The following is an 18,949-nucleotide window of genomic DNA, read 5'->3' as shown; positions in this document are numbered from 1 at the left end:
TTATGGATTTCGCAATCATCATAATTAATGCAATTGCGACAGCTCGTTGCGACATCTGTAGCTTCAATTATTTCTGAATGAAGCTTAACTTCTTTAGCGATTGTGGTTGGGTCTTTTCCAAGTGCTGAACCAATGCTTTTAAATGTAGAACCGCATGTGATTTCTTGTTCAATATAAGTTCTGTCAGTAAGAGTTAAATGACGTTGTCTTTTCTTTTTGTTTGCCATAATTAATTCTCCCTGGCAGACAGATAACCACTTACAATCATGAATAATAAAAAATGCTTGTGCAAGACTAAATTCCAGTTTGAGAGAAAAAAAGCCCATAAAACCGGAATTTAAAATTTCACTTAAGGTTTTTAAAAATTTCACTTAAGGAAGGGTTGACAATATATAATTGAGGTGTTATGGTTAATTACACAAGTAATTAACCGATGGACTAAAGGAGGTGAAAATGTGATACAAAATCTTGGGGAAGATAAATCAATTTACCTTCAAATCAGTGAGATGATTGAGGATGAAATTTTAAGGGATATTTTAAGAGAAGAAGAGCAGGTACCTAGCACTACAGAGCTCTCGAAATTTTATAAGATTAATCCAGCTACAGCAGCTAAGGGAATTAATTTATTGGTAGACAAAGGCATTATATACAAGAAGAGAGGTATAGGTATGTTTGTGTGTGAAGGGGCAAAATCAAAAATACAAGAGACTAGAAAAACAAGCTTTTATGAGAACTATGTTAAGAAAATCATCAGCGAGGCAAAGCTTATTGGAATCGACAAGGCAGAGCTTAAGAAGATGATTGATGACACTAAGGAGCTTTAGAATAAAAGGAGAAAACATATGGGAACATTATCAGGTAAAAATATAGTAAAGAAATATGGAAAGGATACAGTTCTTAAGAATGTAAATATTGATATTGAGACTGGAAAGATATATGGCTTGATTGGAAGAAACGGAGCAGGTAAGACTACACTTCTTTCAATTCTTACAGCTCAGAACCCTGCCACAGAGGGGACAGTTACATTAGATGGTCAGCCAGTATGGGAAAACGAGGAAGCACTGTCACACATTTGTTACTCTAGAGAGATTCCTCAGGTTACCATGTTTGGTCCAAACAGTATGAAGGTAAAGGACTATTTAAAGACTGCAAAGGTTTTCTATAAATATTGGGATGAGGCTTATGCAAAGGAGCTTGTGGCACTATTCAATCTCAACCCTAAGAAGAGAGTAAGCAAACTTTCAAAAGGTATGCTTTCATCTTTGACAATCATAATCGCCCTTGCCAGCAAGGCTGATATAACAATCCTGGATGAGCCAGTAGCAGGTCTTGATGTTGTTGCAAGAGAGCAGTTTTATAAGCTTGTGATTGATGAGTACGCACAGACTGGTCGTACATTTATCATTAGTACCCATATCATTGAAGAGGCAGCTTCATTATTTGAAAAAGTTATCATCATTGACGATGGACAGATTGTTCTTCAGGAAAACACAGAAGAGCTTCTTTCAAGAGCATACAGAGTTAGTGGAGAGGACACATTGGTAGACAAGGCTACAGACGGATTTAAGGTATATCATCCAGAGAGCATTGGAAGAAACAAGGTTGTTACTGTGTTGGCAGATGAGCCAGTTGCTGATTTTGGAGATGATGTTCAGGTTGAGCCTGTTGCACTTCAGAATCTTTTTTATGCTATGTGCGTAGATGACAGAAAGGGGGCATAAATCATGAAGAGCTTAGCACGAAGATCTGCCGAACATTATTTTATACAGGGTATTAAAATTTTTGGACTTGTTATGGGCCTTCAAGTGATTCTTGCATTTGAGTTCTTTTTAATGGGCGCAGAGATGACGGACATGTTGGGATATATCGTTCAGAATGTTGTGGCATTTACCGGTATGTTTATGATTTTGTTCAACACAATATATGCCATTTATGGACCAAATTGGCTTGATAGTGTGGTCCTTTCCATGGGAGCCAGAAGGAAGGATGTATTCTGGGGACAAATCATTCAGCAGCTTACGTTTATAACAGGTTGTGTAATTGTTAGTCTGGCAATATGTTTTATTTTTGATCGTAAGATGCTTGTAGGTTTTACATTTCTTGCAGCTGCTGCTTCAATCTTAGCTGGAGTAATTGGAACAGTTATAGGATATAAGATAAAGAAATTCGGTAAGATAGTAATGATGATTATTATTATGATAATGGCATGTCTTGGTGGTGTTGTTGGTGCAATGGCAGCGGTAGGAAAACAGATTCATATTAGTGCATTAAACAATGGTTTATCACTTACAGTAATTGGTGTGGGAACAATTATAGTATTCATTCTACTGGAGTTATGGGCTTATAAGCTTAATAGCAAATGTATGGTGAATTAGACTGGAGGAATTATGAATAGAAACATTAGGGCAATAGCTCAAATAAAGAAGTATTCAGAATTAATCAACCTGTTGGTTATAGTTTTTTCCATTGTGCTTATGCTGGTTATATACTTTATAGTTTCTCAGTCTGACCCAATGGAACCAGAGGATTTTAGAGAAATGCTTTTGTTTGGAGTTGGTGGAGCATATTTAGGAACAAACGGATTTTTGAAGATTTTCTACATTGCAGATGAAGTGCCAAAGGGCCTGAGTTTTGGAATGACAAGAAAAAAACTTTTTATCGGATTAAGAGTTGCAGATTTTTTGGAACTGTTAGTTGTGGTAATATTGGCTCTTATACTTGTTACAGAGGCTGATGCAAATGTGATTTTGAAGGTGGCAGCATTCCTTTACGGTTTATTCATGTGGATTGAAGGCTTGGCAGGAAATAATGTTATTCGTTACGGTAAAAATGTTTTCTGGATTTATTACATCGTTTTCATGGTTGCTTGTATTGGTTTGCCAAGACTTACACATGTTTTCCCAGAGAGTGCAACTCCATTTGTGATGATATTTGATTTCTTCACAAATTCATTTTTTAATCAGGGAGTGGTATGGGTAGCATTAGCAGCATTTATATTAGCAGGAATGATTGTTAACTGGATTACTTTTAGGAAATTAGCAGTAAACTACATAGTATAAACAGGAGGCCGCAAGGCCTCCTAATTTGTTTTAGTGTGTAATATTGATTATAATGTATACATTAGTAGATTTTTTCAGGGAGGTAATGTAAACAATGGGATTAATTCAAGCATTTAAGGGGTCAGTATCAGCGGAGCTGGCTAACCAGTGGAAAGAATTCTTCGTTTGCGATTCTATGTCAAACGATATTCTTTTAAAAAGAGCAACACACAAGATTTCCGGAAAGAGTAGCAACACAAAGGGTGAACAGGACGTTATCACTAAGGATTCAGTGGTAATTGTTAACGAGGGTCAGTGTGCTCTTTTAGTAGACAGTGGAAAGATTATCGATGTAGCTGCTGAGGCAGGTGCATACTCTTGGGAAGAGAATGGCTCTGCATCTATCTTTGCTGGTAATTTTGCAGAGGTATTCAAGGAGTTTGGACGTCGTTTCACTTTTGGCGGAGAGAAGCCAGTTCAGCAGAGAGTATACTTCGTAAATACGAAGGATATTACAGGTCTTAAGTTTGGTACTCCTTCTCCAATTCCATTTAGAGTATTAGATGCCAATATCGGTCTTGATATGGATACAACCTTAAAGTGCAACGGAAACTACAGCCTTCAGGTTTCAGATCCAACCGCACTTTATACAAACCTTGCTGGAAATGTTAAGGATGAGTACACAATCGACGATATTCAGGAGCAGCTTCGCGCTACTTTCGTACAGGGATTACAGCCAGCACTTGGAAAGCTTTCAGGAATGGGAATCAGACCATCAGCTATTCCAGGGTATACAAAAGAAATCTCTGACGCTATGGGTGAGGAGCTTAATCACGACTGGACAGAGAAGTATGGTTTGAGCCTTACATCAGTTCAGATTCTTTCTACAATCATTCCAGATGAGGATGCAGCTACACTTAAAGAGCTTCAGAAGACTGGAGCTTTCCGCAATCAGGCTATGGCTGGAGCCACACTTGTTCAGGCTCAGGCAGCAGCTATGGAAGCAGCAGCAAACAATGCAAATGGTGCAGCTATGGGCTTCTATGGATTAAATATGGCAGCTCAGGTTGGTGGAGCAAATGCAGCAGAGTTATTAAATGCAGGCGCAGCTCAGCAGCAGGGTATGCCAGCAGGTCAGCCTATGCAGCAGGGCCAGCCACAGGCAGGTAGATGGTTCTGCCCAAATTGTGGTAATGAGAACTACGGCAACTTCTGCGTAAATTGCGGCACTAAGAGACCTTAAGGGTTTGGAGAGTAATAAATGGCAACAATGTTTCCATGCCCTAGTTGTGGAGGGCAGCTTAGATTTTCTGCGGAAGATCAAAAATTGAAATGTAGATCCTGTGGGTCACTTACAGATGTAGATAGTTATACACCAGATGATAAGATTGGCATGGACACTATAAATACAAACATTTATCAGTGTCCTAGCTGTGGTGGAGAAATCCAGCTAATTGATAACGATGGAATGGAGTTCTGCCCATATTGTGGTAATCAGGCCACAATGCAGGAAAAGTTTTCTATAGAGGGAGCTCCAAAATATATCTTACCTTTCCAGCTTAATAAGGAGAAAGCCAGAGACAAATACAGAAGTCTTACAGGGCATCTTCACTTTACTCCAGAGGGGTTGGAGGATAAGGAAAATATCGAGAAGCTGGTAGGAATGTATGTGCCTTACTATCTTTATGACTACAGTATTAATGATGAGATAGAGTATAAGGGGACGACTACACATTCTACAGCAGATTACTATATTACAGATTATGCTACTGTCGATGTGTCGGTAAAGGTTGACAGCCTGAAGGTTCCTTTTGATGCATCCCAGACTTTGGACGATAGCATTGCGGCAAAGCTTGAACCATTCCCTATGGATAAGGTGAGAAGCTTTAATCCAGGATATTTGGCAGGCTTTTTTGTGGAGAATTCCACTGTTGATAAGGATGTTTATAAATCAGATTCCTTAGATAAGGCAGTAGATTATCTTTGTGGTGAGGTGGCTAAGGGCAGTCATGGGTACAGCCCAGAACCATCTGCCAGATATGAAATCGAAACCAAGCTTACAAATGATTTGAAGTACGATGATGTACAGGGCGCTTACATGCCTATGTTCTTCATGACTACCAAGTATAATGACAGAGTAGCATACTCAATTATTAACGGAGCAAACGGTGTATCCTACATCGATATGCCCATTGATAAGAGAAAGATGTACTCATTTGCAGGAAAGGTTTCAGCAGGCATATTTGTAGTACTTCTTTTGGCCAGCTTTATTTTGAATTTTAGTTTTAATGTTAAAAGCCTATGCTCATTTAGTGCATTGGTATCTGCATTAATAGCCTTGGTAGGAGCAATTTTGGCTGAGTGTACCTATAGTTCAGACCAGCATCTTAATGACAAGGGCTACTTCCAAAATGCAGAAAACGTAAAGGCTAAAAAGATTAAGAAACCTAAAAAGACATCTTCATCGTTAAACGTAGCGATGCTCACAAGTTTGATTACAGTAATTGCATTAGTGATTTTTGCTGTATCGATGCAGATGACAGGTGCATTACTTGGAATCCTACCTTATATCTTTTATCCTGCAAGTGTGGTAATGGTTATTGCGGCACTTATTAAGGTGAAAAAGGGTGATAAGAATGTAATGCTCCTTGGAATTTTAGCATGGGCCTTTTCCATAGCGGTAAGGCTTATCAATTTACCAAATGATATTTTTTATTATGCAGCTTTGATTGTGGCATTTGTGGTAATTCTATTTTCTATAAATGCCATTGTGAACGAATATAATCGATTCGCAACTCATCCTGCACCTCAATTCCTTAAGAAGGGAGGTAGGTTAGAAAATGCGAGAGATTAAAAGATTTGTTCTTGGATTAATGGCTGCAGCATTGCTGTTTACACCAGTTGATGTTCATGCTGCAGCATCGAATATTTACATTGCAGATGATGCAGATATTCTTTCTGATGAAGATGAGTCTGAGGTATTAGAATATCTTGAGACTTTGAATAGCAATACAAAATATGTGGTAGCTACAACAAGTGAGAGTAGCATGGATACTACTGATGAGAAGCTGTTTGATTACTATACTTCACAGTATTCCAATTATGATGATGGAGTAGCATTTATCATTGATATGGATGAGCGCGTGATATGGATGTCTGGCTATGGTAAATACCAGAGAAGCATATCAAGTGCAGACGCCACAGATATTACGGATAATATATATCGCTATGCGTCTAAGGGCGACTATAAAACCTGTATCCTTAAGGCTTTCAATCAGGCGGATACACTTACAAATAAAGGTTTTATTTTAAGACCTATGAGAATTATCGTAGCCTTTCTGCTTGCCATAATAATTGGATTCCTGTTCAGTTTCTTTATGGCTATGTCGGAGCGTTCGAAAGTAAAAATGGACAGCAAGGGCTCAGAAATTCTTTTGGCTGGTGCAGCAATTGCGGGCACAGCGGCAATATACGATACACGCAGAGTGAGACGCTCTCAAAATAGTAGTTCGGGAGGTCATTCTGGCGGAGGATTTTCCGGAGGAGGCGGAGGCTACTCAGGAGGTGGCGGCCATTCCGGTGGTGGACACAGCTTCTAATGGATTGTTTATAAAATAAAAGGAGGCAATGATGACAAAGAAAAATGGACGGGTGGAGTTTTTACGTTTTATTTTTGCTTTGGCAATATTGTTCTTTCACATTCACAAAAGATTTGCCGAAGGCGGAATGATTGAGCTAGGAAATACTGGTTTCAATTTTTTCGCCAGAGGCTATATAGGAGTAGAGTTTTTCTTTTTGGTATCAGGCTACCTGCTTGCTGCTAGTGCCTATGCCAAAAGAGAGAAATCTACTGAGCAAATAGGTACAGAAACTGCTCTGATGATGAAGAAGAAGTTTTGGAATGTATTCCCATATCATCTATTTGCAACGGTACTTACAATTATCGTAAATGCGTATTATTTGGAGCATACAGCTCTTGATAGATATCATTACGTTGTAGATTCTTGGGCTTCGATTTTCTTCCTTCAGGTATTTGGTTTCGATAGCACATGGGTAAATAAGCTTACCTGGTACCTGGATGTTTGGTTCATGGTTACCTTCATCTTCTACCCATTGCTTAGAAAATATTACGACGTATTTGTTAAGATTGTTTGCCCACTTCTTGCACTGTTTATCCTGGGCTACATGGCTCACGAGTATGATGGAATTGCAGGAGTGGATGCCTGGACTGGTATGTTCTACAAATGCTTCTTAAGAGGTCTTTCTGAAATGGCACTAGGCTGCAGCACCTACAGTCTTACCAGACAGTTTAATCGATATGATTTTTCTAAGGCGGGAAAGCGCTTACTTGGTGCTTTAGAGATTATTTGTTATTTGATTGTATTTAGATATGCGTGCACAGAGATGGATGTAAATTATAGCTATCCTGTAGTTTTTGTTATGTGGGTTGCTGTAATTCTTTCATTTTCAGATATAAATCCTTGCCACGAGTTTTTTGATAAGCCAATCTTTTCATGGATGGGCAAGGTCAGTCTTATGATTTATTTGAATCAGTTTTATGCCATCCGATTGGTGCAGGAATTACTTTCAGATGCAAGCTTCCCAGTAAAGGCTGTAGCCTGCACAGTGGTTACTTTTATTGGAGCTTTTGCATGCGACAAAATTGTGGGATGGTTTTATAAGAATAAACCTTTTAGCAGGTTAATTTTCAATTCACGGGGAGAGTAAATTGGTTTTTAGCTCACTTATATTTTGCACAATCTTCCTTCCACTTTGTCTCTTGGTTTACTACGGGGTTCCAAGAGTGATAGGTGGAGGGCAGGAGCGCAAAATCATTTTATCTAACTACATATTGCTGTGCTTCAGTTTGATTTTCTATGCCTTCGGTGGCGTGAAATATCTGCTGCTTATTGCTGCGGTTATTTTGATAAACTGGTGCGCAGGCTTTCTTGTGGCACAGGACCGACATGGTAATGGTGTAAGAAAAGTAGGACTTTTATGCGCTATTGTTTGTGACATGGGAATGTTGTTCTTCTTTAAATATTTCAACCTTTTCATTGCGACAATTGAAAATCTGTTTTTCGGTGGGGAGCTTACGGGAGCAGAACGTGCCACAGGTATTTTTTCTGGTGTTGGTACAGGTGCCCTGGGGATAGACCAGATTGTCCTACCTGTAGGAATATCATTTTTCACATTCCAAGCCTTATCCTATGTTATAGATGTTTATAACAATAAGGCTGAGATTCAGGAGAATCTATTATTCTTTGCTCTTTATATTGCCTGTTTTCCACAGTTGATTGCAGGTCCAATTGTTCATTACAAAGACATTGCCGGTCAGCTGACAGACCGCGCTGTGGGGTCTTATGAGTTTGCGGAAGGAATAAAGAGATTCTGTTTTGGACTTAGCAAAAAAGTACTTATCGCAAATACGATAGCGACTGTAGCTGATAAGGTATGGCAATCTGATATTTCAACGTTGGATGCAACAGTGGCATGGCTTGGTGCTATCTGCTATACTTTCCAGATTTACTTTGATTTCAGCGGGTATTCCGATATGGCAATCGGACTTGGAAAGATGTTTGGATTTGATTTCAAAGAGAACTTTGACCATCCTTATCGAGCAGAATCCATCAGAGATTTTTGGAGACGCTGGCATATTTCTCTTTCCACCTGGTTTAGAGATTATGTATACATTCCACTTGGAGGAAGCAGATGCTCTATGGCAAAAACCTGTTGGAATATCTTTGTAGTATTCTTACTTACTGGAATCTGGCATGGTGCCAACTGGACATTCTTTGTATGGGGAGTTGTATACGGTATTCTGTTGATTTTTGAAAGGTTATGGTTTGGAAAGATTCTGGAGAAAAATCCAGTTAAGTTTTTGAACAGGATATTAATATTTATTGTGGTAACGCTTCTTTGGGTTGTGTTCCGTGCGAACACAATCATGGATGCAGGAATCTTTATTTCAAGAATGTTTATTGGCGGCTTTAAGCCAATAAATCTTCTAAATGAGCTTTCAGGAATGAGCGTGATTGCCTTTATATGTGCATGTCTCTTTGGAGGCTTTGTACAGGCTCACATGAGTATTAAGGCAGTTAAGGGCAACGCCTTTGTATGTCTAGGGTTGCTGCTTCTTAGCCTTTTGTTCCTTGTGAACGGTACTTATAATCCATTTATTTATTATCAATTTTAAGCTTTCCATTGAGGTGTTATGAAATTAACTAATCTAAAGAACAAAATTTTCATATTGGTATTTCTTGCACTCCTTGTGTTGCCATGGGTGGGAGGCGGTATGTTGCGCCTATTTTCAGAAGAAAGCTACAATGCACTTTCTGTAGTTGAAACTGAGAAGCGTCAGATGCAGGAAATTGAGTGGAGTAATCTGATCAATACTGGAGAGAGCTTAAGTGGATTTATAGATGACAGGATTCCGTTTAGATATACACTGATTTCAGCATACAAATCTATTAACAATGTTATCGATGGACAGTATCAGAAGGTGGCCACAGCAGTGGGCCAAATGCTTTATAGTGCCGGTGCTGAAAAGAAGGATAAAATTGTGGAGCGTGGTCAGACTAACAAGCCAATTGTACCTGGAGAAGAGGTGCAGGTGGCCACTGAGGATATTATTGATGACGATGCCTTTTACCCACTTAGAGTTAATCAGGATGTAATCGTGGGAAGATTTGGCTGGCTGTTTTTGTATGGAGAAAATGAATATGAGTGCTATGTAGGTTCCAACATCCTTAGTGAGGATGAGATGCAGCACTACGTAAATCTTGTAAATCAGCTTCAGTCAATATGTGCGGCTCGCGGAAAGGAGCTTTATGTTCTCATAGCACCTAACAAGTCTTCTGTATATCCAAAGTACATGCCTACGGTGGAAAAGGTGGATGATTGGAGACGTATTTCCCGTCTCTATGAGAAAATGCAAAATGAAGCGAAGGCTCCATTTATATATCCGATTATAGAGGAGTTGGAGGCATCTGGTACTTATCAGGTGTATTACAAATACGACAGTCACTGGAATCACCTTGGTGGCTTATATGGTACAAATGCGTTGTATGCAGCTATGGGAGTTGAGCAGACAGATCCTGCTTCGTGGATTGTAGGAACACAGGATGCGGATAAGTACGAGCTCTATACCTATATGGGAATTCCTGATTCCATGGTTACTCACGACGATGCAGAGTATACAGTGGATTATCGACCTGATGTAACTGTAAATGGTCTCAATGTGGAAAAAATGATTTGTCGCACCACCAGTAATGGGGCAAATGAAAAGAAGCTGTGCCTCATCGGCGACAGCTTCCGTGTAAACATGATGCCATATATATCTAAAGATTTTACCAACTGCACCTTCGTTCATCGTGACTATATGAAGGAAGTATCCAGCGATATCAAGAACGCTGATATCATCGTAATCGAGGCTGTAGAGCGCTACGATTATGAAGGCTTTAAGACTATACAGAAGGTAATTAATTTATTTAGCAATTAATGTCTCTTATATGCAGGCATAAGCTGTAGTTTGTGAAGGTTTGCAACGTGCTTTCTATCGATGGAAGCCTTTACATCTGCAGGGATGTCTGCATTTTCATTTGAAATATATTCATCAAGCTGAGCATATTTGAAACCAAGCTTATCCTCATCTGACATTCCAGAAAGACCGTCAGATGGAACCTTGTGAACAAGCTGCTCTGGCAATCCAAGATATTCTCCAATCTGAAGAACCTCAGTAACTGTGAAATCCTGAAGAAGCGAAACATCACCAGCTGCATCGCCGTATTTTGTAGAGTAACCTACGTAGTCCTCAGAGGCATTGCATGTGTTAACCACAAAAGTAGTAACAGGCTGTCCCTGAGCTACTGCGTAAAGGGTAGACATACGAAGACGTGGCGCAAGGTTGATTTTAAGATCCTTAGTAACTTCAAACTTCTCTGCCTTTTCAAATGTAGTAATAGCTGCATTGTAATAATCTGTGATAGGAACGATTTCATTTGGAATCTTAAGGAAATCTACAAGAAGCTTTGCATCATCAAGGTCGCTCATTTCGCCGTTTGGCATAATGATTCCAAGAACTCGCTCAGCACCAAGTGCTTCTTTTAAAACTGCAGCTGTAACAGAAGAATCCTTTCCTCCTGAGATACCGAGTACAGCGCGGCTGTTTTCTCCAAATTTGTTGAACCATTCTATGGTGTACTCAATTAATTGTTTTGTCTGTTTTTCAACATCAAATTCTCTCATAAAAAATGCCTTTCATATAACTTTATTTATATTTGCGATAATATCTCTCGCTAACAAACCTTTTATACCAGTTTCTTCTGTGGCAATAGTTCCTGCACTACCATGAATATATGCTCCTGCGGTAGCAGCATCTTCAGCTGTCATTCTCTGGCCAAGCAACGCTCCAATAATACCTGCAAGTACATCTCCACTTCCTGGAGTGGCAAGACCTTCATTACCACTGTTGCAATAGAATATCGTATTTACGGTAGCAATAACTGTGGTGTGATTTTTAAGAACAACAACACAGTTGTGCTTTGCAGCAAATTCTTTTGCCACATTTTCAATATCATAATTTATCTCATTTACAGGTGTATTGCAAAGTCGCTCCATCTCCTTTAAATGAGGCGTAAGGATTACAGGAACTCTGCCAGTCAGTTCATCAAGCAGTTTTAAATCCTTTGCCAACAGATTAACGCCATCAGCATCAACAACTACAGGCACCTTTGCATGCTCACATACCGTCTTGATAATCTGTGCGGACACATCAGAGGTGCCCAGTCCTGGACCAATAACAATAGCATCAGCCCATGCAATTTGCTCCATCACTTCGACATCATTAAAAGAGGTGTACCCCTTATACATTGTTTCAGGTAAATTCTGTTGAATGGATTCTATATTATTCTGATGAGTATAAATCTTTACAAGACCAGAGCCCGTCACAAGTGCGGCATTGGCAGCCAGATAGCAGGCTCCATAAATGCTTTCGCTACCAGCGATTACAAGGATTTTTCCGCAGGTACCTTTATTGGCGGTAGGTTCACGTTTTGGAATCGATGAAAGAATCTCATCATCGAGTAATTGAGCCACGGAATTATCCTTGCAATAAATTCCCACATCAGCCACATAAATACTTCCAGCAGCCACCTTACAATCTCCCAGAACCAATCCCTTTTTCATATAGGCAAAGGTCACGGTAATATCAGCTCTAACACCTACAGCTCCTAACAGTTTTCCACTGTCAGTATCATAACCGGATGGGATATCCACAGCTACAACAGGCTTTCCGCTTTGGTTAATATATTCAGCCGCAACTGCGTAATCTTCTTCTAATCCGCGAGTCAGACCTATGCCAAAAAGAGAATCTATCAGCATATCGCAGTCCGCAAATAATCTGGAAAACTCTTTAACACTTATATCATCTATATTCCATGGATAAATTATTTCCACACCATAGTTTCCAGCTATCTCCAGCTCCTGTCTTAGCTGAGGTGAGAATTTCTTTGAATCACCAAGGACGATAGCTTTAACAGAATCCCCCTTTGCGTGAAGGATACGCGCGATTGCTATGCCGTCACCACCGTTGTTACCTGGACCTGCAAATATTCCAAAATTAAGTTTGTCAGAATATGAATGACGAATCCTGTTGCAAACTGCAAGGGCAGCACGCTCCATCAAAACCAGGGAAGGCATACCCATTTGTTCAATTGTTTTTGAATCCCACTCTTTCATCTGTGCCGCTGATAAAATTGGTTTCATAATTCCCCTAAATGACTAATCTGCCTATTAGTGTTATAATCCTTTTATTAACGTCAATTATAAATTAAATAGATTTTTTTTGATAGGAGAATTATTTTGAAGAAGAAGATAGTAATTGCTCTGTGGATATCATTATTTGCATTAATTGTTGTCTTTGGCTGCCTTGTTGTATATGAGAATAAACTTGAGACAGCTGAGAGAGAACGTATAGAACAAGAGAAGGAAGAGCAGCGTTTGGCAGAGGAAGAAGCTGCAAGGCTCGAGGCAGAAAAAGAAGAAGACAAGGATTCTTCTGAGAAAAAAGATAAATATACCTTCAAGGATTTTGAAGCCACCTATTATGCACAGTCAAAAGCTACTGTACGTCAGGAACCTTACGATGCCGCTGAAATCATAGGTACTCTTTCCTTGGATTCACGAGTTGCTATTGTTGCAAAGTGCAATGAAACAGATTACTACAAAATTAAGGTAAATGGCGATTACGGATATATATCTTTTGAGGATGTATCGGAGGAATACTTACCAATTCCTCTTCCTATTTCCACCTCAAAGTCAGTACCATCAGCTACAAAGGATATTTTATTCATCGGCAATTCCATCACTCTTTATCCAGCTACAAAAGATTGGTGGGGCTCAGGATGGGGCTGTGGTGCCACAGCGGCTGAGAATGACTATGTACATCTGACAGTTGCTGCAAAGGGTTATAGCTCATATGATTACATGTCACTTCGTTCCTGGGAATTCTCAAGTACTAGAAATTATGAAGTAGATGATTTAGACCCATACATTACCAAATACCAGTATGGAACAATCGTTATCGAGCTTGGTGAAAATGTAAAAGGTCATGAGGATCACTTCAAAGAAGATCTTACAGATATGATTACATACATCAAGACCTACAATCCTAATGCAAGGATTGTAATGCTTGATAATTTCTGGCCATATAAGAGCATAATAAGCACAAAGAAGGAAGTAGCTTCTGCGCAGGGCATTACCTATGTAAGCCTTTCTGATATTCAGGGTGTGCAGGATTACATGCTTCAGGCTGGTGATCAGTACACCACACCAGATGGTACCGTATATACGATAGGGTCATTCTTGGCGGGGCACCCAAATGATGCAGGCTTTGCAGCTATTGCACAGCATCTTATTGGGGCACTTTAACGACCAAATATTTCTACAACAAGGTTCAGCTTTCCTTTTCGAGAGAGCCCTCCTTCTTCAACGAGGTTGAACTTTCCGAAGCCTCGCACGGAGACAGAGTCCCCGGCGGAAAGAAGTTTGTCATTGTTTTCTACAATGTGGCCGTTTACGGAAACCTTCTTTTCAGTGAAGTAGGGAATGGTATCCTTGCGACTGAGATTGTAGACCTTGGCAATGACTGCATCAGCACGAGGGGAAGCAACCTGGATAGTGGCCTCCTTTAGTGCGGCACGCTTGTAGGATTCTGGAAGCTCAGAGATGGAGCATTTCACAGAATTACGTCCTACAGATACAAAATTTTCAAGAAGATAATCGGCGGTAGATTCGTCGGCATAGATGTAAGCGTCCATGCCATCCACGAAGATATCGCCGAATTTTTTTCTATCGATACCAAGACTCATAAGGGAACCCAAGTAATCTCTGTGGGTATATTCTTTGGCAAACTTCTTTGCAAGAGGCTCTACTTTGATGCATTTGATAGGAAATTCTACCTCATAGCCAAAGGCAGATTCACTTCCGAAGCGAACCATTTTTCTCTCGCAGTTTTCATAGCCGCCAAATAAATCGTAGGAGATAGGTGCAAAGCCCTTGTCTCTGGCTGCCTGATACATAACCTCCTGCTGACTCAGACTAAGAAAGTCGCTAAAAGTATATATATTGTTTTGATAAGCTCTGTTAGAAAGCTCAATTAATCTTTTATATAAAAGCTGCTCGTCGTCGTTCATAATAAATCCTTTCTATGAGTTCCCATTATACGTGAAATATTGTAAAATAGCACCTAGTTGATATTAGAAAGTAAGGTTAGTTTTATGAGCAAAATTACTACAGACGGTATCATTTTTGATATGGATGGCACTATCTGGGACAACATTCCAGTTTTCGCAGGAAGCTGGACAAGAGCCGCAAAGGAAATGGGATATGATGTTGAGTTCACTCCAGAGATGCTGATGGGCTTATTTGGTAAGACAATGACTGACATTGCAGATGCCAGCATTCCAGATCCAGACCCAGCAAAGAGATATAAGACCTTGGAGCTTTGCGAGGAGTATGAGATGGCAGACTTGGCAGTCAGCGATATGGATACTACTTATCCAGGGCTTGAGGATGTTCTGGAGGATCTTAGCAAGCGAACAAAGCTTTATATTGTCAGCAACTGTCAGGCTGGTTATATCGAGACCTATCTGGAGCGTACCGGTCATGGAAAATATTTTACTGATTTCATTTGCTATGGTGACAATGGCCTTGGAAAGGCAGATAATATAAAAGGACTTGTTGCAAAGAATAATATCAAGCATCCTGTATATTTAGGTGACATTCAGGGGGATAAGGATGCATGCGACAAGGCAGGAGTTGATTTCATCTGGGCAGCTTATGGCTATGGAGCTTCAATCGACAGCTACGTGGCAAAGATTGATGATATAAGTGAGCTCAAGGAAATAATAGAGTAATAGAAATGGAGAAGGTGTTATGAGTTACAATGTAGACAAAATTTTTGAGGATGTAGTGTACCTTAGCAAGGTTCACAATAAGGCCGGCTATGAATCAAACACAAATCGATTCAAGGAAGAGCGATATGATGAGCTTTCTGATTTGGTAAAGGCTGACGATGTTGCAGCTGAGGCTCAGAAATTTTGTGAGGATGTTTTTATGTCTTACAAAAAATTTGGCAAGGTTCGAGGCGCAGATCAGATGAATCTTAATTACTTTATGATTTATTATGTGTTTCCAACAATCCTCTGCGAGGAGCAGGATGGAAAAGCTATCTGCGATACACTTAGAGATACCTGGAACGACTATTTCAAAAGCAATATAAATTACACAGATTACAATACTTTATATGAGGGCTTCCAGACTAAGATTTTTGGAATCCCAATCGGAAAGAACTAACAATGAAAAAGATACTTATGATTGGTACCGGAGGTACCATTGCTTCAAAACAGACAGATGCAGGACTTACACCAGGACTTACGGCGGAGGACATTTTAGCTTATATCCCAGCGGTGAAAAAAGTTTGCCAGGTGGAGACTATTCAGGTAATGAATATAGATAGCTCCAACATGACACCTGTACTTTGGAAAGATATCGTAAATGCGATAGAAGAAAATTACGCTAATTATGATGGATTTGTTGTGTGTCACGGAACAGATACTCTTGCCTATACAGCAGCGGCACTCAGCTACATGATTCAGAATTCTGCAAAGCCTATTGTGGTGACAGGCTCACAGAAGCCTATCAGCAAGGATGTTACTGATGCCAAGACAAATCTTTTAGATTCATTTATCTACGCATCGGATAATGATTCCCAGAATGTCAGCATTGTATTTGATGGCAAGGTAATCTGCGGTACAAGAGCTAAAAAGGAAAGAGCAAAAAGCTACAATGCTTTTTCCAGCATTAATTTCCCATACCTTGCAGTTATTCAGGATGGAATTATTATCAGATATATCCCTGAGGTACCAGTTAGAGGCATACCAAGCTTTTACTACGATATGTCAGATAAGGTTACCTTGCTTAAGCTCTATCCAGGCATGAAGCCAGAAGTGCTCAGCTATCTTTTTGAGAACTACGACATTGTGGTTATTGAGAGCTTCGGTGTAGGCGGAATGCCAGAGACACTTATGGAGACCTTCTACGAGGAAATGGAAAAGTGGAAGGGTACAGACAAGCTTGCTGTTATGACTACTCAGGTTGCCAATGAGGGCAGCAATATGACTATCTATGAGGTTGGCCGTCAGGTAAAGCAGGATTTCCATATGATTGAGTCCTACGATATGACACTGGAGGCTACCATGACAAAGCTCATGTGGCTTCGTAGCATGAATTACAGTAATAAGCGTCTCAGAGAAGCATTTTATACAGAAATCAACAGAGATATTCTTTTCAGAAAGAATTAGAGCACAGGGGCTTTTTGCTGAGAGGCAGAAGCCCTGAATTTATATAGGAGAAGATCGGATGAAAACAATAGCTTTATACGACGACGATTCTTTTGCAACTGAATTTACTGCAGAGGTGGTTTCCTGTGAGGAAGCTGAGAATGGTTATAAGATTGTTTTGGATCAGACTTTGTTTTTCCCAGAACAGGGGGGCCAGACAAGCGATATAGGTATCCTTGGCCAGGTAAGTGTAACTGATGTTCAAATAGAGGATGATGTAATTTATCACTTGTGCGATAAGCCTATTGAAGTAGGTCAAAAGGTAGTTGGAACCATAGATTGGGCACATCGTTTTGGAAATATGCAGCAGCATACAGGTGAGCATATTTTTACGGGATTGGTACATAAGCTTTATGGGGCAGATAATGTTGGTTTTCACCTTAGTGACAATACAGTAACACTGGATTTGAATATTGAGTTGAGCGATGAGCAGGTTCGTCTCATAGAGAGAACCGGAAATGAGATTATTGCAAAGGATGTGTCAGTGAAAGCATATTTCCCTGATGAGGCTACTCTTGCGGTTACGGATTATCGCAGTAAAAAAGAGATTGAGGGAGCAGTTCGTCTTGTGGAAATCGAGGGTGTAGATATCTGTGCCTGCTGTGCGCCTCATGTGAAGACTACCGGTCAGGTGGGAATGCTCAAGGTGGTATCATTCGGTAAATACAAGGGTGGCACCAGAGTATATATCCTTTGTGGCCTTAGAGCACTTAATGACTATAATCGCCGTATGGATTTGCTGGCAAAATCATATCAGCAGCTTAACTGTCCAGAGGAGGATTTGCCAAATAGAATCTCCGGAATCATGGAAGAGAACAAGCAGCTGAAATATAAAATATCCCAGATTAAAGCGGATATTCTTATGAATCAGATAGCAAAATATCCATCAGAGCTTTCTGATGTGACAATCTTCACGGAGGATTTGGATGCGAAGACAATGCGTGAGGGTGTGAATGCCTTGGTAGTAAGACATGACGGACTGTGCGCTATCTTCTCAGGAGATGACGAGGAAGGTTACAGCTTTGTTATCGGAAGTAAGACAAGGGATTGTGGTGCTATTGCAGCAGGGCTTCGAGAGCTTCTTGGAGCCAAGGGTGGCGGTAGCAAACAGATGGCTCAGGGCTCAGTACAGGCTACCAGAAGTGCTATTGAACAGACAATGTAATAAAAGCGTAATAATTTTTACAGAATGAGATAAAAGTATGTTATAATCTGAAATGGTTACAAAATGTAACGGATTAAAACAAAAAAGGGAAGAATTATGGAAGAAGTAAAAGAGAGATTATTGGATTGCAGAGATTGGATTTTGGACAGGGTTGATGATATAAAAGACTTTCTCGATGACAACCCAAATGTGAAAAGATGGCTTGTTGAGGGGTGCATAGCTTTAGCAGTTGGTATATTAGCAGGCGTTATCACATTCAGTGTACTCAATCATGAAAAGAAGACTTTAGCAGTTAGCGAGGAGCATGCAGCTACTCCTGTTAAGGAACAGTCAGCAGAGGGCTCTGAGGATATTTCTGCAGGGGATTCTCTTGAAGAACCAGCCACTGATTATGGTGATGTGGTAATCGAGGTAGTTGACCCAGGTGAGTACGCTTCGGCTGTAGCAAACTGGTCACAGGAAGAAATAGATGCAGCAGTATCAGAACGTTCTCACTATTTAGAGGAGACATCATACTGGCCACCAGTTGAAAGCTATTGGCAGAGCAGAGGTGTGTCTGGCAACGCACGCTTTGCTACATATTTGTTTGATACAAGCAATAAGGTTTATTCAGCTTCAGATTTTGAAGGCATTCCAAAGGATGTTATTCATATCATCAAAAATGAAATGTATGCTCGCCATGGATATTCTTTCAGAGATGCAAATCTTATGAATTATTTTATGGGGCAGGTTTGGTATAGCCCATCAGTTATGCCAGCAGATTTCTCTGAGAAGACCTTCACAGAAACAGAAGTTAAAAATCTTGATTTGTTAAATTCTATAGATAAGTAAAAGGAGTTATTTTA

At 40.0% G+C, this 18,949-nt stretch carries 20 protein-coding genes; 16 read left to right on the top strand and 4 right to left on the bottom strand.

What is annotated here, in order from left to right; all coding sequences use genetic code 11:
• Window positions 1-227, bottom strand: a 227-nt coding sequence (locus tag BLP54_RS15895; protein WP_176754486.1) for a helix-turn-helix domain-containing protein, incomplete at its 3' end; no start/stop codon positions are given.
• Window positions 228-455: 228 nt separating this feature from the next.
• Between BLP54_RS15895 and BLP54_RS12270 the strand changes: the two genes are divergently transcribed.
• From BLP54_RS12270 to BLP54_RS12225, 10 genes are all read left to right on the top strand, one after another.
• The gene (locus tag BLP54_RS12270; RefSeq protein ID WP_090170091.1) at window positions 456-824 is read left to right on the top strand and encodes a GntR family transcriptional regulator; all 369 of its coding nucleotides are present in this window, start codon (window positions 456-458) and stop codon (window positions 822-824) included.
• Between the two features lie 18 nt (window positions 825-842).
• The gene (locus BLP54_RS12265; protein ID WP_090170089.1) at window positions 843-1,721 is read left to right on the top strand and encodes an ABC transporter ATP-binding protein; all 879 of its coding nucleotides are present in this window, start codon (window positions 843-845) and stop codon (window positions 1,719-1,721) included.
• A gap of 3 nt (window positions 1,722-1,724) precedes the next feature.
• Complete coding sequence (locus BLP54_RS12260) at window positions 1,725-2,375, top strand: hypothetical protein (RefSeq protein ID WP_090170086.1); 651 nt, start codon at window positions 1,725-1,727, stop codon at window positions 2,373-2,375.
• A 12-nt stretch (window positions 2,376-2,387) separates the two neighbouring features.
• Complete coding sequence (locus BLP54_RS12255) at window positions 2,388-3,059, top strand: hypothetical protein (protein WP_090170084.1); 672 nt, start codon at window positions 2,388-2,390, stop codon at window positions 3,057-3,059.
• Window positions 3,060-3,153: 94 nt separating this feature from the next.
• Window positions 3,154-4,281 carry an SPFH domain-containing protein gene (locus BLP54_RS12250; RefSeq protein WP_090170082.1) on the top strand — a complete coding sequence of 376 codons (1,128 nt, stop codon included), beginning with the start codon at window positions 3,154-3,156 and terminating at the stop codon, window positions 4,279-4,281.
• Window positions 4,282-4,299: 18 nt separating this feature from the next.
• Window positions 4,300-5,892 (top strand): hypothetical protein, encoded by a 1,593-nt coding sequence (locus BLP54_RS12245; protein WP_090170080.1) that lies wholly within the window; start codon window positions 4,300-4,302, stop codon window positions 5,890-5,892.
• Window positions 5,879-6,637 (top strand): TPM domain-containing protein, encoded by a 759-nt coding sequence (locus BLP54_RS12240; RefSeq protein ID WP_090170078.1) that lies wholly within the window; start codon window positions 5,879-5,881, stop codon window positions 6,635-6,637. Before BLP54_RS12245 ends, BLP54_RS12240 begins: the two co-directional genes overlap by 14 nt.
• Before the next feature lie 28 nt (window positions 6,638-6,665).
• Entirely contained in the window at window positions 6,666-7,766 is a 1,101-nt protein-coding gene (locus BLP54_RS12235) for an acyltransferase family protein (protein ID WP_090170076.1), read from the top strand.
• Between the two features lies 1 nt (window position 7,767).
• Window positions 7,768-9,234 carry an MBOAT family O-acyltransferase gene (locus tag BLP54_RS12230; RefSeq protein WP_090170074.1) on the top strand — a complete coding sequence of 489 codons (1,467 nt, stop codon included), beginning with the start codon at window positions 7,768-7,770 and terminating at the stop codon, window positions 9,232-9,234.
• Between the two features lie 99 nt (window positions 9,235-9,333).
• Window positions 9,334-10,539 carry a DHHW family protein gene (locus BLP54_RS12225; RefSeq protein WP_176754550.1) on the top strand — a complete coding sequence of 402 codons (1,206 nt, stop codon included), beginning with the start codon at window positions 9,334-9,336 and terminating at the stop codon, window positions 10,537-10,539.
• On the opposite strand, the gene nadE is transcribed toward BLP54_RS12225, so the two are convergent.
• Window positions 10,536-11,285 carry an NAD(+) synthase gene (gene nadE, locus BLP54_RS12220; RefSeq protein ID WP_090170070.1) on the bottom strand — a complete coding sequence of 250 codons (750 nt, stop codon included), beginning with the start codon at window positions 11,283-11,285 and terminating at the stop codon, window positions 10,536-10,538. The two genes, BLP54_RS12225 and nadE, sit on opposite strands and share 4 nt — an antisense overlap.
• 12 nt (window positions 11,286-11,297) lie before the next feature.
• Window positions 11,298-12,803, bottom strand: coding sequence for an NAD(P)H-hydrate dehydratase (locus BLP54_RS12215; protein ID WP_090170068.1), 1,506 nt, complete (start codon window positions 12,801-12,803; stop codon window positions 11,298-11,300).
• A gap of 96 nt (window positions 12,804-12,899) precedes the next feature.
• Between BLP54_RS12215 and BLP54_RS12210 the strand changes: the two genes are divergently transcribed.
• A complete protein-coding gene (locus BLP54_RS12210; protein WP_090170066.1) occupies window positions 12,900-13,967 on the top strand; it encodes an SGNH/GDSL hydrolase family protein in 1,068 nt (355 codons plus the stop codon).
• Here the strand turns inward: BLP54_RS12210 and BLP54_RS12205 are convergent.
• Window positions 13,964-14,731 (bottom strand): YlmH/Sll1252 family protein, encoded by a 768-nt coding sequence (locus tag BLP54_RS12205; protein ID WP_090170064.1) that lies wholly within the window; start codon window positions 14,729-14,731, stop codon window positions 13,964-13,966. The two genes, BLP54_RS12210 and BLP54_RS12205, sit on opposite strands and share 4 nt — an antisense overlap.
• 84 nt (window positions 14,732-14,815) lie before the next feature.
• Here BLP54_RS12205 and BLP54_RS12200 point away from each other — a divergent pair, with 84 nt between their 5' ends.
• The 5 genes from BLP54_RS12200 (at window position 14,816) to BLP54_RS12180 (ending at window position 18,935) form a co-directional block, all read left to right on the top strand.
• Window positions 14,816-15,454 (top strand): HAD family hydrolase, encoded by a 639-nt coding sequence (locus BLP54_RS12200; protein ID WP_090170062.1) that lies wholly within the window; start codon window positions 14,816-14,818, stop codon window positions 15,452-15,454.
• A 19-nt stretch (window positions 15,455-15,473) separates the two neighbouring features.
• On the top strand, window positions 15,474-15,893 hold the full coding sequence (locus BLP54_RS12195; protein WP_090170060.1) for a hypothetical protein: 420 nt from the start codon (window positions 15,474-15,476) through the stop codon (window positions 15,891-15,893).
• 2 nt (window positions 15,894-15,895) lie between these two features.
• A complete protein-coding gene (locus BLP54_RS12190) occupies window positions 15,896-16,900 on the top strand; it encodes an asparaginase (protein WP_090170058.1) in 1,005 nt (334 codons plus the stop codon).
• A 58-nt stretch (window positions 16,901-16,958) separates the two neighbouring features.
• A complete protein-coding gene (locus BLP54_RS12185; RefSeq protein ID WP_090170056.1) occupies window positions 16,959-18,104 on the top strand; it encodes an alanyl-tRNA editing protein in 1,146 nt (381 codons plus the stop codon).
• A gap of 96 nt (window positions 18,105-18,200) precedes the next feature.
• Complete coding sequence (locus tag BLP54_RS12180; protein ID WP_090170054.1) at window positions 18,201-18,935, top strand: YARHG domain-containing protein; 735 nt, start codon at window positions 18,201-18,203, stop codon at window positions 18,933-18,935.
• Window positions 18,936-18,949 lie beyond the last annotated feature (14 nt).

The organism is Pseudobutyrivibrio sp. 49 (assembly GCF_900100545.1).
Lineage (GTDB): Bacteria > Bacillota > Clostridia > Lachnospirales > Lachnospiraceae > Pseudobutyrivibrio.
Note: the sequence above shows the minus strand (reverse complement) of the source record. Positions and strands in the feature narration are given on the sequence as shown.